Below are 14,174 nucleotides of genomic sequence, written 5' to 3'. Positions count from 1 at the left end.
TGACATCTACTGTCAGTGGAATGCGGGCCAGTCGACTCCTCTCCGTCCTGCTGCTCCTGCAGGCGCACGGCCGGATGACCGCCACGCAGCTCGCCGAGCGGCTGGAGGTCTCCACCCGGACCATCTACCGGGACGTGGAGTCGCTGCACGCCGCCGGCATCCCGCTCTACGGCGAGGCCGGGCACGCCGGCGGCTACCAGCTGATCGACGGCTGGCGGACCCGGTTGACCGGGCTGACCGCCGAGGAAGCGGACCGGCTCTTCCTGACCGGGCTGCCCGGACCGGCCGACGAGCTGGGCGACGGCGCGGTGGTGGCCGCGCTCCAACTCAAGCTGCACGCCGCGTTGCCGCCCCCGCTGCGTGAGCGCGCCACCCTGCTCCAGCAGCGCTTCCACCTCGACACTCCCAACTGGTACGCCGACGGTGACCCGTCACCGCACCTGGCGTCCACTGCGGACGCGGTCTGGCGGCAGCGGCGCGTCGAGGTTCGCTACCGCAGCTGGACCGGCGAGGTGACCCGGGTACTCGAACCGTACGGGCTGGTGCTCAAGGGCGGCCGCTGGTATGTGGTCGCCGCTCGGCCGGGGCGGGTCGAACCGGCCACGTACCGGGTCAACCAGATCCTCGCGCTCACCCCGCTCGACGAGGGGTTCGACCGGCCCGCCGACTTCGACCTGCCGGCCTGGTGGCGCGCGCACGTACGGGAGTTCCGGGCGCGCCTGCACCAGGACGAGGCGACCGTGCGGCTCTCCCCCGGCGGCCGGGACCGACTGCGGGAGATCGCCAACGACGTCGTGGTCGCGGCGGTGGACGCCAGCGCGGGGCCACCGGACGCGAACGGCTGGACGACCGCCGTACTGCCGATCGAGTCACTCACCCACGCGCACGGTGAGCTGCTGCGCCTCGGCGCCGACGTCGAGGTGCTCGCGCCGGCGCAGCTACGCGACCGGTTGGCCGCGACGGCCGCGGAGCTGGCCCGGCTGTACCACGAGCGCTGACCGCCGATCCACCGTGGAGCGTGGCGCGGGGCATCGATCGCCGGCACGATGTGCCACCCTGGTACGGGGACGAGGACGTCACCGGAGGTGAGAGTCACGCTACGGCTGCGCGCGCTGACCCCTGTGCCCGGCACCGGGCCGGTCTCCCTCGACGTACCGGCCGGCCGCACGGTCGCGCTGGTCGCGCCGTCCCGGGTCGGCACCGCGGTCGCCCGGGTCCTCGTCGGGCTGGCCCCGCCGGTGGACGGGCGGATCCTGGTCGGCGAGCGGGACGTCACGGATCTGCCGCCGCCGCGCCGGCAGATCGGCTACGTGCCGGCCGGCGGGGCGCTGCTGCCGCAGCTGACCGTCCGCCGGAACATCGAGTACGGCCAACGCAAGCGGGAGCGGGTGCGGGAGATGGCCGAGGACTGGACGGCCACCGTCGTCGAGCGGCTGGAGTTGGCGCCCACGCTCGCCCTGCTGCCGCACGTGCTCACCGACGCCCAGCGGTTCCGCGTGGCCCTGGCCCGCGCCGCCGCCTGCCTGCCCGAGGTGCTGGTGGTCGACCTGCCGGGCGGGATGGCCGACGGCGGTCGGCTCGACGACCTGACGCCCCGGCTCTCCCCGGCGGACGCACCGGGGGTGGCCGTACTCGTCTGCACGGCCGACCCGGCCACGTTGGCGCAGATCCCGGCCCGGGTGGAGCTCTCCATCGAGGCGGTGCGGCGGTGACGGCGCCGGGGCGGGTGAGCCGTCGTACGCTGCTGGCGGCCGCCGCGGCCGGCACCGCGACGATCGCGACCGGTTGCTCCGACGGCGGGCGGGCCGTGCAGGTGGCGGTGGTCTGGAGCGGTGGGGAGCTCGTTCCGTTCCGCGCCGTGGTGGCCGGCTACGGCGCTCCGGTGCACGTGGTCAGCGCCGGCAACGACATCGACGCGTTCCTGCGGGCGCGGCAGCTCGCCGGGACCAGCCCCGACGTGGCGATCCTGCCCCGCCCGGGCCTGGTCCTCGAGTACGCCCGGCGGGGCTGGCTCAGCCCGCTGAACCCGGCCCCCGGCCACGGTGTTCCCGGCAGCCTCGCCGGGCTGCTCCGCGGCGACGACGGGCAACGCTACGGCGTCTGGGTGAAAGCGGCACACAAGTCGCTGTTCTGGCACCTGCCGTCGATGCTCCCGCAGCCGCCGGCCACCTGGGACGAACTGGTGCTGCTCACCCGCCGCCTCGCCGCGCGGGCCCGCCGCGACGACGGTCCGGCCCCACTGGCGATCGGCGCCGCCGACGGCTGGGTGCTCACCGACTGGTTCGAGAACGTGCTGGCCGACGTGGCACCGGACGGGTACGACGCACTCGCGGAGCCGGCCGCCGACTGGCAGGGCCGGCCGGTGCGCGAGGCCCTCGACCGGCTCGCCGAGATCTGGAGCATCGACGGCGCCTTCCCCGGCGGCGGTCGCCGGGCCCTGCTCACGCAGTACGAGGAGTCGGTCATCCAGGTGGTGCACACCCGCCGGGCGGTGACCGTCTTCGAGGGCGACTTCGCCGACGGGGTGGCCCGTAGCTTCCGGCGGGGGCCGGAGGAGCCGGCGACGTTCCGGTTTCCCGGCGTCCGGCCCGGCGACGGCCCGCTCATCGTGGGCGGCGACGCGGCCGTCGCCTTCGCCGGCTCCCGCGCCGGCGTCGACCTGGTCCGCTGGCTCACCGACGCCGCCGCGTTCCGGCCCTGGCTGCGCGCGGGCGGCTACCTGTCGCCGGACGTAACCGTCGAGCCCGACGGCTACGCCGACCCGCTCCGCCAGCGACTGGCCAGGGAGATGCGTACCGCCGGCACCGTGCGCTTCGACCTCTCCGACCGCCTGCCCGGCCCGTTCACCGGCTCCGACGGGGTCGGCATCTGGCCGATCATGCAGGACTTCTTCGCCGACGTGACCGACGGCGTACCGGCCGCCGAGGCGATCCGCCGCACCACGAAGCAGCTCGCCGCCGCGGCCCGCGACGCCGGTGGTGGCCGATGAGCAGACTGCCCGTGCTCGGCGAGCCGGTCGTGCTCGACGACGTGGGGCCGCCCCGGCGGGGTCGGGCGTACCCGGCGGTCGGCGCGTCCGCCGCCCTGGTGCTGCCCGCCGCGCTGCTCCTCGGTGCCCTGGTGCTCTGGCCGGTGCTGCGGACCGTGCACGCCAGCGTGACCACCGGCGGCCACTGGGTCGGCGTCACGCACTTCCGGGCCGCGCTGGCCGCCCCCGGCACCGGCGCGGTGGTCGGCCGTACGGTGCTGTGGGCGCTGCTCGTGCCCGCCGTGGTCACCGGCCTCGGCTACCTGCTCGCCGTCGCCTCCCGCCGCTCGCAGGAGGGCAAGCTCGTCCGGCTGATCCTCGTGGTGCCGACCGCGCTGCCGCTGGTCGTCACCGGCGTGACGTTCCGCCTGATGTACGACCCGGACCCGTCCCGGGGACTGGCCACCCTCGTCGCCGCCCGGTTGACCGGGCGCACCGGCGAGGACGTGCCGCAGATGCTCGGTCCGGGCCTGGTCACCGTGGCGTTGATGTCGGCGTTCGTCTGGGCGTGGGTGGGGTTGGCGGTGCTGGTGTTCCGGGCCGCCCTGGACCGGCTGCCGTCGAGCCTCGCCGACGCGGTGCGCGCGTACGGCGGCACCCGCCGGCACGTGCTCTGGGACGCGCAGTGGCGCCCACTGCTGCTGCGTACGGTGGCGGTGGTGTTCGCCCTGGTGGCGCTCGGCACCAGCCGCACCTTCGACCTGATCCTGGTGATGGCGCCCGGGTCGGTGCGCGACGAGGCGGCGGTGCTGGCCCTGCGGGTCTGGCAGACCTCCGGCGGCACCACCACCGGCGAGGGCGCGGCGCTCGGCGTGATCTGGCTGGTGGCGGTCGCCGCCGGCATGCTGGTGGCGGCGCTGTTCGTCCGGCAGGCGTGGCCGCCGCCGCGGGCCGCCGAGCCGGATCCGGTGGCGGCCCCACCACCGCGACCGTTCCGGCTGCTCGCCGCGGTCGCCGCCATGGCCTGGTTGGTTCCGCTGGCGGTCCTGGTGGCGACGTCGCTGCACGGGCCGGTGGACGCCGCGGCGCGGGGGTGGTGGTCGACGCGGCCCAGCCTAGCCTCCTACCACGAGGTGCTCACCGGTTCCGAGCTGTGGCGATCGCTGGGGTTCACGCTGCTGCTGGCCGCCGGCGTCACCGCCACGGTGCTGGTCGTCGCGCTGCTCGCCGCGTACCCGCTGGCCGGGTTGACCGGACCGGCCGCCCAGGCGACCGGGCTGCTGCTGATGATCGCTGTCGTCGTGCCGGTGCAGGTGATCGCCGGGCCGGTCAACGAGGTGCTCGGGGTGGCGCTCTCCTCCGGCACCGCTCGTGGCCTGGTCCTGGTGCACGTGGCGCTGGGTGTGCCGTTCGCGGTGCTGGTGCTGCGCAACGCGTTCGCCGACCTGCCGACCGATCGGCTGCGGGCCGCCCGGCTCGGTGGTCGGCACTGGTGGGGCACACTGCGCCGGCTGGCCCGGCACTGCCGTCCGGCGATCGTCGCGGTGTCGGTGCTCGAGTTCGTGCAGGTGTGGAACGACCTGGTGGTCGGGCTGTTGTTCAGCGGGCCGGACTCGGCGCCGCTCGGGTTGTTCCTGGCCGGGCAGACCCGCGGCTTCGTGGCCAACAGCGGGGCGCTGGCGGCCGGCTCGGTGATCGCCTCGATGTTGCCGGCGCTGCTGGTCGTGCTGGCCCGGCGGCATCTCGTCGCGGGTCTCGTCTCCGGCGGTGTCCGGTGACCGCCCCGAGCGGCCGCGAGGGCGGCGGACGGCCACCCCGCTGGCCGTTCCTCGTGGCGGTCACCACGGTGATCGGCGGCGTGCTCGTCAACCTGGCCAGCAACCTGCTCTCCGAGCTGGCCGCCGGCATCCTCGGGCCGGCGAGCTTCGCGCTGGTGATCAGTGGCGCGCTCGGCTGGGTGGTGTTCGACGTACGCCGCCGACGGGCCGGTCGGCCCGACGGTTCCGGGTTCGCGGACGGCGTGGCCACGCCGAGCGGCGCGCCGACCCTTCCGCCGGACCGGATGAGCGGCTGGCCGTCGCCGGGGCGTATGCCCGGCTGGGACGCGGCGGTGAACGACGTCGCGGACCTGCTCGGGCGCGAGCAGGCGGTCGCCGTACGGGGGCGGCGGGCGGTCGGCACGTCGGCGTGCGCGATCCAGGCCGCCAACCGGTGCCGCGACGACTTCCCCGACGGGCAGTACTACCTCGACCTGCGCCCGGGTGGTCGGCCCCGGTCGGCTCGGCAGGTGCTGACCGCACTGGCCCGCATCCTGGGCACGCCCCCGCCCGTCTCCGCTCGCCCGCAGGCGCTCGCCGAAGCGGCTGACGCGCTGCGCCGGCACCTCGACGGCCGGCGGATCCTGGTGGTGCTCGACAATGTGGACCGCCCCGAGCAGGTGCGTCCACTGTTGCCGCCGACCACCCGCACCTGCCGGCTGCTGCTCGCCGGCGGCCCCGCGCTGATCGGCCTGCGGGGCGTCGCGGAGCGCTGGATCGACGAGCCCGACATCGACGACGCGGTCGAGATCTTCGCGGCGGCGGGGAAGGCCGCGCCCGCCGCCCGCACCCGCCGGGCCGACCCGCGCGTCGACCCGCTCGTGCGGGACATCGTGGAGATCTGCGGGCGACAGCCACGGGCGGTACGCGCGCTTGGCTACCGCACGGCGCAGCACAGCTGGCGGCACGCGGACGTGCTGGATGCGCTGCAACGGGCGGTGCGGACGCCGCCGCACCAGCGGACCGGTCTCGCCCCGGCGGCCCGGCTGCTCACCGAGGCCGACACCGCGTACCGGGCGTTGTCCGCCGAGGCGCGCCGGCTGTACCGGCTGATGTCGCTCAGTCCCGCCCCGGTGGATCGGGCGACCATCGCGGCGCTGGCCGCCCGGCGTCCCGAGCAGGTGTCCGCGCTCCTGGACGAGCTGACCGCCACGGCGTTCGTGCGAGGCCGGGACGGCGACCGCTACGAGATCCGCCCGCCACTGGCCGGGTACGCCCGGCTGCACCTGCGTGCTGTCGACCCGGTCCGCCGGCGTGTCGCCGCGCAGGCCCGGCTCACCCGGTACCTGGCGAAGCACGCCGAGCGGCACGCCGCCGGCCTCGCCGCGCTCGGGTCGCCGCCGGACCGGGAGTGGACGCTGCCACTGGACGACGACCCGTACGGCTGGTTCGACCTGCACCAGGAGTTGCTGCTGGCGGTGGTGCGGGTGCCGGCCGGCGCGGCCGAGACGCTGCCCCGCCGGGTACGCCGCTGGTGGTTCCGGCTGGCCGTGGCGCTCTGCGGCTGGCTGGCACACGCCGAGCGGCTGGACGAGTGGGAGCAGGTGTGCCGCACCGTGCTCGCCACCCCCACCGCCGAGGACCGCCCCGAGGTCGCCGGTTGGGCGCACAACGAGCTGGGCGCGCTCTACCGGCGCCGGCACGAGCCGCACCGGGCGGCCACCGTACTGAACCTGGCGGTCATCGAACGCGGCCGGCGGGCCACCGCCCAGGCCCGGATGAACCTCGGCCTCGCCCTGCTCGACCTCGGACAGGTCGACGACGCCGTGGATCACCTGGCCTGGTCCCGGCGGCACCGCTCCGGCGCGGACCGCGCCGGGCTCGCGCTGACCGACCTGGCGCTGGGTGCGGCCCGGCTGGCCCGCGGTGAGCTGGACAGCGCCCACCGCCACCTGGTCCGGGCGGCGAACACGTTCAGCGCGCTCGGCGACGCTCGCGGCTACGCGGCCGCGCTGACCAACCTGGTGCTGGTGCACACCGGCCTCGGCGAGCACCTGGACGCGGCGCAGGCGTGGCGGGCGGCCCTGCGGGAGTACGACTCGGTCAACGACCCGAACGGCCGGGCCGCCGTGCTGCTCAACGCCGGCGCCGCCCTGCTCGCGGCCAGTCCGGGTCAGGCCCGTCAGGCGTACGACTGGCTGGCCGAGAGCCGCCGGCTGCGTGAGGGCGGCCGGCCGACCGCCGGGCTGGGCCGTACCCTGCTCTACCTGGGTGACGCGGCGGCGGCCCTGGACGACCCCGACGAGGCCCGCCGGCACTGGGTCGACGCGGCGGCGATCTGCGAGGCGGTCGGCGACGGCCCCGGCCAGTCGGCGGCGGACGCCCGCCTGAACACCGCCGTCCACGAGGTCTGACCCCTCTCGACCCGTCCGGGCGCCGATCCGGCTAGGTTTGCCAGGCCGGCGTGGCGGGGCCGGGCGGCACCGGCGGCGTAAGGGAGATGAGACGGGCGGCGCACAGCAGCGGCACTTCGGCGGCCTGGCCGCCGACCGCCAGGGGACGGACGACGACCGCCCGCCGGTGGTCCTGCTGCACGGCCTGACGTACGACCGGAGTCAGTGGGCACCGACCCTGCGCGCACTGGACAGCCTCGAACCGGGCCGGCGGGTGCTCGCACTCGACCTGCCCGGCCACGGCGGGTCACCGGCGGGCGACTCGTACGCCACGGGTGACGTCGCGGACGTCCTGCACGAGGCGGTGACGGACGCCGGGTTCGACCGTCCGGTGGTGGTCGGTCACTCGCTCGGTGGCGCGTTGGCGACGGTGTACGCGTCCCGCCACCCGACCCGGGCCGTGGTGAACGTGGATCAGCCGCTGCTGCTGGGCCCGTTCGGTGAACTGCTGCGCCGCAACGAGCCGGTGCTGCGCAGCAGCGACTACCTGCAGCTCTGGAACTCGCTGCTGGCCGGAATGGGGATCGACCAGCTGCCGGCGGCCGCGCAGGAGGTGGTCCGTACGGCCACCACCCCGCGGCAGGACCTGCTCCTCGGGTACTGGAACGAGATCCTGGTGACCGCCGACGAGGCGTTCACCGAGCAGCGGGTGCGGGAGCTGGAGCGGATCCGGTTGCTGGGCATCCCGTACCACTACGCGGCGGGCAGTGAGCCCCCGCCGCCGTACCGGCGGTGGTTGGAGTCGATGCTGCCCGACGTGACGATCGACGTCCTGCCGGGCGGCGGTCACTTCCCGCACCTGGCCAAGCCGGCCGAGCTCGCCCGGATCATCACCGGGGTCGGCACCGGCGGTCCGGCCGGCCGCTGATCGCGAACGGTCTGCGCGACCGGGCCGATGACGACTGTCGCACCCGGGTGACGGGCTCACCCGGGTGCGACAGTTCCGCGTCAGCAGGTGGCGGTCAGGCCGGCCCAGTCGGCGCGGTCGTTGTAGCCACCGTCGCCGGCGTCACCGACCACCAGGTCGAGCACCCGGACGCCGGTCAGGTCGACGTCGACCTGGTGCACGGCTTCCCGCGTCACCACACCGCTGTCGTACAGCACCCGGCCGTCACCGACGACCTGGAAGGTGGACGTGCCACCGTCCGGGCCTACGTTGTTCACCGCGTCGTCGATGCCGACGACGGCGGCCAGCCGGCTGCACTGGTCGCCGACGTAGTAGCGGACCGTGGACGGCGAAGCGACCCCGATGCCGGTCGGGTAGACCTGGCCGAGCATCTTGATCGGCGATCCGCCACCGACGCTCTGGTCGACTGTCGGGTTCATCCAGCCGCTGGTGGCGCTGATCCACGTGTGGTGCGACAGCACCGCCTCGCCGTCCGGCGGCACCGGCGCGACCACCAGGGTCGAAGCGGTGCGCTGCTGCTGGCGGCCGTGGCCGAGCACGTCGTACGAGGTGGTGGCGGTCAGCGTGGCGCCACCGGGCGCCGCCGAGGCCGGCAGGGTCACGGCGAAGGTGAGCGTGGCACCGGCCGCGGGCTCCAGCAGCTTCGGCGCGCGGTCGAGCGGCCGGACCTGCCAACCGTCCGGCGTGCTCAGCGCGACCTGCGGGGTGAAGACCGGCTGAGCGCCGTCGTTGCGTACGGCGATCTCGACCTTCGCCTCGTCGCCGCCGGCGAGGACCGGGGCGGTGCCCTCGGGCAGCGGGTCGCCGCCGACCTGCGTCACCTGCGGAAGCCCGGCGGTCACGTGCGGGACGCCCGGCAGGCCGCGCGCCGCCGCGACGCGGAACAGCGCCGCGCCGTGCGCGGGGACGGCCGCGCTGATGGTGCCGGCGCTCTCGGTGACCTGGTCGGTCCAGGCGTTCCGGAGCGTGAACCGGTCTCCGCTCAGGCCGGCGGCGGAGGCGCTCGCGGTGAGGGTCTTCGGGGTCTCACCGCGGTTGAGCAGCAGCACGGCCCGGTCGCCGTTGGCGAGGCGCTTCACCCACGTCTCGGTGGTGCCGGCGGGGCCGACGCGGACGGCCTGGACGACGGCCGGGTCCTGGTTGATGGCCAGCGCGTCGGCGTCGGTGAGGATGTCGACGCTGGTCTGGCTGAGCTTCCGGATGTCACTTCCGACGATCAGCGGCGCGGCGGCCATCGACCAGAGCGACACCTGGGTGCGGAACTCCTCGTCGCTCATCCCGAGCTCGGGGGCGAGGTAGTCCGGGTCGTTGAAGTGGCCCGGCCCGGCGGCCTCGGGATGCCGCGCGTTCGCGTCGTAGTTGCGCAGCACGTCCTTGAACTTGATGTCCCCGACGAAGCCCACGTCGGTGTACGTACGCCAGGACTGCGCGATCTCCGGCGCGTACGTCCACGAGTAGGTGGACTGCTGCTCCTCCGGGTAGTTGCCCCAGTCGGGCGAGGTGACCGGGTTGCAGAGGTTGAAGATGATCTGCCGGCCGCTGGCGTTGTCGCGCAGCGCCCGCGCGAACTCGGTGTAGGCGGTCTTCGGGTCCAGGTCGGCGGCGATGCCGCAGAGGAAGTCCACCTTGACCGCGTCGAACTCCCAGGCGGCGAACTGGTCGGCGTCACGCTGGTAGTTGCCGCCGCCGCTGCCGAGCCCGCACTTGCCCGGGATGTACGGCCCGGCGTCGGTGTAGATGCCCGCCTTCAGGCCCTTGGCGTGGATGTAGTCGACCAGGGGCTTCAGACCGTTCGGGAAGCGGGTCCGGTCGGCCTGGAGGTCACCGGCGGCGGTACGCGGCTCCGGGTCCTGCCACCCACCGTCGAGCCAGACGATGTCGTAGCCGGCCTCGGCCAGGCCGCGGGAGACGAGAGCGTCGGCGACCTCGCGTACGGACTGCTCGGAGAAGTTGCCACCGAGGCCGAAGTAGGTGTTCCAGCCCGCGTACGGCGTCGGGCTCAACACCTCGGACGCCGGCTCGGGGGCGACGCCGGCCGCCGGGGCGGCGTGGGCGGGTGCGGGTACGACCAGCAGGCCGGTCGCGAGGGCCAGCACTGCCGCTAGGCCTTGTCGTTTCACATTGGATTCCTTTGCTGCCGGGGGTGCCGGAACACGGACGCCGGACGTCACGACGAGCCGACGAGCCCGCACAGCCCTTCCCTCCGCCTCTCGGCTGACCGCGTCGGGGCGCGCCCGCACGTCGGCCGGACTCGGGGTACGCCCCCGCGATGGGCCGCCGGCCCGTGACGCCCGTGTTTCCACGGATCCTGCATCCGGTTACGAGCGCGTGTCAATATTAATTCGTAAATTACGAGTTGTGGGTGGGGCATCCGACCGTCCTATCCGCACATCGGCCCAGCTCCCGGCACCGGTGCCCCTCCCCCGCGCAAACCCCCGGTCCGACATCCGGGACCGGCCGGCGCCGCAGCTTCACGAGGTACGCGCTCGACGCAATGCGGCGGCGATCGTGGCCACGCCCTGCTCGATGTCGGTCGCCGTGTTGGCGGCGTACCCGAGCACCAGCCCCGGCGGATGCGCCCGCTGGCAGTGCCAGGACAGGGGCTGCACCTTCACGCCGCGTTCCAGCGTCGCTGCCGCCAGTTCGGTGTCCGCCACGGTGTCGTCCAGCGTGACCATCAGGTGCAGACCGGCCGCCGCACCGTGCACCGTCGCGCCGGGCAGGTGCCGCGCGAGCGCGGTGACCATCGCGTCCCGGCGGCGTACGTGCCGGCGGCGCAGCAGCCGCAGCTGCCGCTCCAGGGCGCCGGTGGTCATCAGCTCGGCGAGCACCAGTTGCGGCAACATCGAGGTGCCGAGGTCGGCGTTGCGCTTGGCGGCGACCACCGCGTCCCGATAACGCGGCGGGGCGAGCAACCAGCCGACCCGCAGCGCGGGGGCGAGCAGCTTGGAGACGCTTCCCGCGTAGCAGACGTGCTCCGGCAGCATGGCCCGCAGCGCCGGCACGGGTGGACGGTCGTAACGGTGTTCGGCGTCGTAGTCGTCCTCGACGATCAACCCGCCGTCGCTGGCCCAGTCGACGAGCTGGCGCCGGCGGCGCCCGTCGAGCACCACGCCGGTCGGGAACTGGTGCGCCGGGGTGAGCATCACCGCGCGGGCGCCGGTGGCGACCAGTTCGTCGACCCGCAGCCCGGCCGCGTCCACGGTGACCGGCAGGGTGGCCACGCCCCAGTTGTTCAGATGCTGCCGCACGCCGAGCGAACCCGGCTCCTCCACCGCGATCCGGTCGATCCCGTCGCCGAGCAGCGCCTGGGCCAACAGACCGAGCGCCTGCGAGACACCCGCGGTGACGATCACGTCGCCCGGGTGTGCGGCGATGCCCCGGTTACGGGCCAGCCAGGCGGCGACGGCGGCACGCAGCGCCGGGGCGCCGCACGGGTCGCCGTAGCCGAAGTCGGCCGCGGCGAGCCGCCGCAGCACGGTCCGCTCGGCGCGCAGCCAGTCCGCACGCGGGAAGGCGGCCAGGTCGGGTACGCCCGGGGTCAGATCGATCCGCGCCGGCGCGGTACGTACGGCGTCGAAGATGTCGCTGCCCGGCACGGACGGGAAGAGCGCGGCCGCCGACGGTGAGGTGGCCGGGACGGCCGGCGATACGGGCGGCCGCGGCAGCGCGGCGACGACCACGGTGCCGGCCCGGCCACGCCCGGCGATCCGGCCCTCCTCCGCCAGCCGCTGGTACGCCTCGGTGACCACTCCCCGGGAGACGCCGAGGTCCGCGGCGAGCAACCGGGTCGCCGGCAATCGAGCGCCCACGGCGATGCGCCCGTCGGCGATCGCGCCACGCAGCCGTTCGGCGAGCCACGCGGCTCGACCACCGGGCGGTGCCTCGGCGATGTCCAGGTGCAGGAAGTCGGATCCGGCGGTGCGGAGGGCCGGACTCGCCACCTCCGTTATGGACCTTCCGGGCGAGCGCACTTTGACCCTGCTCATCGGACCATCCTGTCAGCAGAGTGGGTGGGGCGGCAGGTGTCGCCGTCACCGCATCGAAAGGACCGTCGTGAGCATCGCGTTCCTGGTCACCACGCTCGTCGTGGTCGTCACCCCGGGCACCGGAGTGATCTACACGTTGTCGGCCGGACTCTCCCGGGGTGCCCGGGCGGGCCTGGTCGCCGCGGTCGGCTGCACACTGGGCACGGTGCCGCACCTGCTCGCGGCGGTGACGGGACTGGCCACCCTGCTGTCGGCGAGCGCCACGGCGTTCCACGCGGTGAAGTACGCGGGCGTGGCGTACCTGCTCTACGTCGCCTGGTCGACGTCGCGGGATCGCAGCGCGTTCACCCCGGACGCGGACCCGACGCCCCGCTCGGCGGTAGGGGTGATCGTCACCGCGGTGCTGGTGAACCTGCTCAACCCCAAGCCGACGCTGTTCTTCGTCGCGTTCCTGCCGCAGTTCGTCGATCCGGCCGGAGCCGGCGCCACCCGGGGGATGCTCGTGGCCGGTGGAGTCTTCATGCTGCTCACTCTGGTGGTCTTCAGCGGCTACGGGGTGGCCGCCGCCGCGGTGCGGGACCGGGTGCTCGCCCGTCCCCGGGTCACCACCTGGCTGCGCCGTACCGTCGCCGGCACGTTCGTCGCGCTCGGCGTCTCGCTCCTCCTCACCGATCGATAGGAGACTTCCCGTGCGTTTCCAGCACTCCCCGGCGCTCCGCGCGGCCTTCCCCGACCTCGTGGCCGGCGTCCTGGTCGCCACCGGCGTCACCACGGAACTCGCTGTGGCCCCCCGCGTCGACCGGTTCACCGGCCAGGCACGGGCCCGCCTGGCGACGGGCCCGGAGGCGGGCTTCCCGGAGATCCGGGCGTGGCGGCGGGCGTTCGCGGCGACGGGCCTGAGACCGACGCAGTACCGGTGCGCCGCCGAGGCGCTGCTGCGGCGGCTGCGGCTCGACGGCGAGTTCCCGCGACTGCATCCGCTGGTCGACCTCTGCAACGCGATCTCAGTCGCGTACGCCCTCCCGGTGGCCGTGCTGGACACCGACCGGATCAGCGGAGACCTGACGGTGCGGCACGCCGACGGCGACGAGGAGTACGTGACGTTCGGCGGCGGCGTCGAGCGGCCGGACCCAGGCGAGGTGACGTACGCCGACGAGGCGGGACGTGCCCACGCGCGCCGCTGGACCAACCGGCAGAGCGGCTGGTCGGCGGTACGTGCGGAGACGTCGCACGTGCTGATCGTGGCTGAGGGACTGCACGCGACGGCCGCCGAGGACGTGGCCCGGCTGGTCGACACGCTGGGGGCAGAGCTGACCGCGGTCGGGGCGGTGCCGACCGCCCGCGCGGTGCTGACCGGCTCCGCGCCAGCGTTCGAGGTCCCCGAGGAGCCGTCAGCGGGCCCGACGAGCCGGCCGGATTCGGATGCCGGCCGACCCGGCCCGGGTCAGGCGGTCTCGCCCGGCGCGAGGTGACGGTAGCCGGGGACAGTCTCGCCGAACCAGCCGGTGACGCTGCCCAGACCGCGCTCGTTGAGCTGCGCGTCGTGGATGGTGTGCGCACGCCGCGCGCCGACAGCCTGGGCGAACTCGATCGCCTCGCCCAGCCGCATCCACGACGCCTGCCCTGGGATCAGCAGGGTCCGCACGGGCTCGTCCGGCACGTGCAACGAGTCGCCCGGGTGGTAGAGGTCGTCGCCGACCAGGTAGCCGAGGTTGACGCAGTCCGGCTGCCCGTCGTGGATCAGCGCGTGCCGGCCACCGACCGCGGTCACCGGGAACCCGGCGGCGGTGAACCGCTGCCCGGCCCGAACCGGGATCACGGGCAGCGGGACCAGCTCGGGCAGGCGAGCGCCCTCCGGGGCGTACACCGGCACACCGAGGCCGGCCAGGCGGAGCACGTCGACGTGGTCGGTGTGCTCGTGCGTCACGAGGACGGCGTGCGCGCCGGCCAGAGCGCGCGGTTCGCTCCAGGTACCGGGATCGATGACCAGCACCCCGCCGTCGTGCTCCAGCCGCACGCAGGAGTGGGTGTACTTGGTGATCAGCATCCGGTGACGGTAGCTGGTCGACGGGACACCGCGACATGTCGCGCGGGTGGACC

General features: G+C 74.7%; 11 protein-coding genes. 8 read left to right on the top strand and 3 right to left on the bottom strand.

The features are described from left to right. Window positions 1-20: 20 nt before the first annotated feature. The 6 genes from BXA10_RS18575 (at window position 21) to BXA10_RS18550 (ending at window position 8,046) form a co-directional block, all read left to right on the top strand. Window positions 21-998 carry a helix-turn-helix transcriptional regulator gene (locus tag BXA10_RS18575; RefSeq protein WP_076471648.1) on the top strand — a complete coding sequence of 326 codons (978 nt, stop codon included), beginning with the start codon at window positions 21-23 and terminating at the stop codon, window positions 996-998. A gap of 87 nt (window positions 999-1,085) precedes the next feature. After that, window positions 1,086-1,712 carry an ATP-binding cassette domain-containing protein gene (locus BXA10_RS18570; protein ID WP_175649240.1) on the top strand — a complete coding sequence of 209 codons (627 nt, stop codon included), beginning with the start codon at window positions 1,086-1,088 and terminating at the stop codon, window positions 1,710-1,712. Next, window positions 1,709-2,989, top strand: a complete 1,281-nt coding sequence (locus BXA10_RS18565; RefSeq protein WP_076471646.1) for a type 2 periplasmic-binding domain-containing protein — start codon at window positions 1,709-1,711, stop codon at window positions 2,987-2,989. Before BXA10_RS18570 ends, BXA10_RS18565 begins: the two co-directional genes overlap by 4 nt. Next, complete coding sequence (locus BXA10_RS18560; RefSeq protein ID WP_084752981.1) at window positions 2,986-4,746, top strand: ABC transporter permease subunit; 1,761 nt, start codon at window positions 2,986-2,988, stop codon at window positions 4,744-4,746. The genes BXA10_RS18565 and BXA10_RS18560 overlap by 4 nt, the downstream gene beginning before the upstream one ends. Then, window positions 4,743-7,139 carry a tetratricopeptide repeat protein gene (locus BXA10_RS18555; protein WP_076471644.1) on the top strand — a complete coding sequence of 799 codons (2,397 nt, stop codon included), beginning with the start codon at window positions 4,743-4,745 and terminating at the stop codon, window positions 7,137-7,139. The genes BXA10_RS18560 and BXA10_RS18555 overlap by 4 nt, the downstream gene beginning before the upstream one ends. A gap of 37 nt (window positions 7,140-7,176) precedes the next feature. After that, window positions 7,177-8,046: an alpha/beta fold hydrolase gene (locus BXA10_RS18550; RefSeq protein ID WP_245828305.1), complete on the top strand. Its 870-nt coding sequence runs from the start codon at window positions 7,177-7,179 to the stop codon at window positions 8,044-8,046. An 80-nt stretch (window positions 8,047-8,126) separates the two neighbouring features. Here BXA10_RS18550 and BXA10_RS18545 read toward each other — a convergent pair whose 3' ends face one another. Continuing rightward, entirely contained in the window at window positions 8,127-10,205 is a 2,079-nt protein-coding gene (locus BXA10_RS18545) for an NPCBM/NEW2 domain-containing protein (RefSeq protein ID WP_076471643.1), read from the bottom strand. A gap of 351 nt (window positions 10,206-10,556) precedes the next feature. Further along, window positions 10,557-12,029: a MocR-like pyridoxine biosynthesis transcription factor PdxR gene (gene pdxR / locus BXA10_RS18540; protein WP_076471642.1), complete on the bottom strand. Its 1,473-nt coding sequence runs from the start codon at window positions 12,027-12,029 to the stop codon at window positions 10,557-10,559. 112 nt (window positions 12,030-12,141) lie between these two features. On the opposite strand from pdxR, the gene BXA10_RS18535 reads away from it, so the two are divergent. Together BXA10_RS18535 and BXA10_RS18530 are read left to right on the top strand one after the other, a co-directional pair. After that, window positions 12,142-12,753, top strand: coding sequence for a LysE family translocator (locus BXA10_RS18535; RefSeq protein ID WP_076471641.1), 612 nt, complete (start codon window positions 12,142-12,144; stop codon window positions 12,751-12,753). 10 nt (window positions 12,754-12,763) lie between these two features. After that, entirely contained in the window at window positions 12,764-13,546 is a 783-nt protein-coding gene (locus BXA10_RS18530; protein ID WP_076471640.1) for a B3/B4 domain-containing protein, read from the top strand. On the opposite strand, the gene BXA10_RS18525 is transcribed toward BXA10_RS18530, so the two are convergent. Then, complete coding sequence (locus BXA10_RS18525; protein WP_076471639.1) at window positions 13,519-14,121, bottom strand: MBL fold metallo-hydrolase; 603 nt, start codon at window positions 14,119-14,121, stop codon at window positions 13,519-13,521. The genes BXA10_RS18530 and BXA10_RS18525 overlap by 28 nt on opposite strands. Between the last annotated feature and the right edge of the window lie 53 nt (window positions 14,122-14,174).

Origin of the sequence: Micromonospora avicenniae (genome assembly GCF_900156065.1) — a bacterium.
Taxonomy (GTDB): domain Bacteria; phylum Actinomycetota; class Actinomycetes; order Mycobacteriales; family Micromonosporaceae; genus Micromonospora; species Micromonospora avicenniae.
This window is presented reverse-complemented; position numbering and strand designations above follow the sequence as displayed.

What these genes read in the sequence shown, in the direction of transcription:
- BXA10_RS18575 (WP_076471648.1), top strand. Translation starts at nt 21, where the DNA reads ATGCGGGCCAGTCGACTCCTCTCCGTCCTGCTGCTCCTGCAGGCGCAC.
- BXA10_RS18560 (WP_084752981.1), top strand. Translation starts at nt 2,986, where the DNA reads ATGAGCAGACTGCCCGTGCTCGGCGAGCCGGTCGTGCTCGACGACGTG.
- BXA10_RS18525 (WP_076471639.1), bottom strand. Translation starts at nt 14,121, where the DNA reads ATGCTGATCACCAAGTACACCCACTCCTGCGTGCGGCTGGAGCACGAC.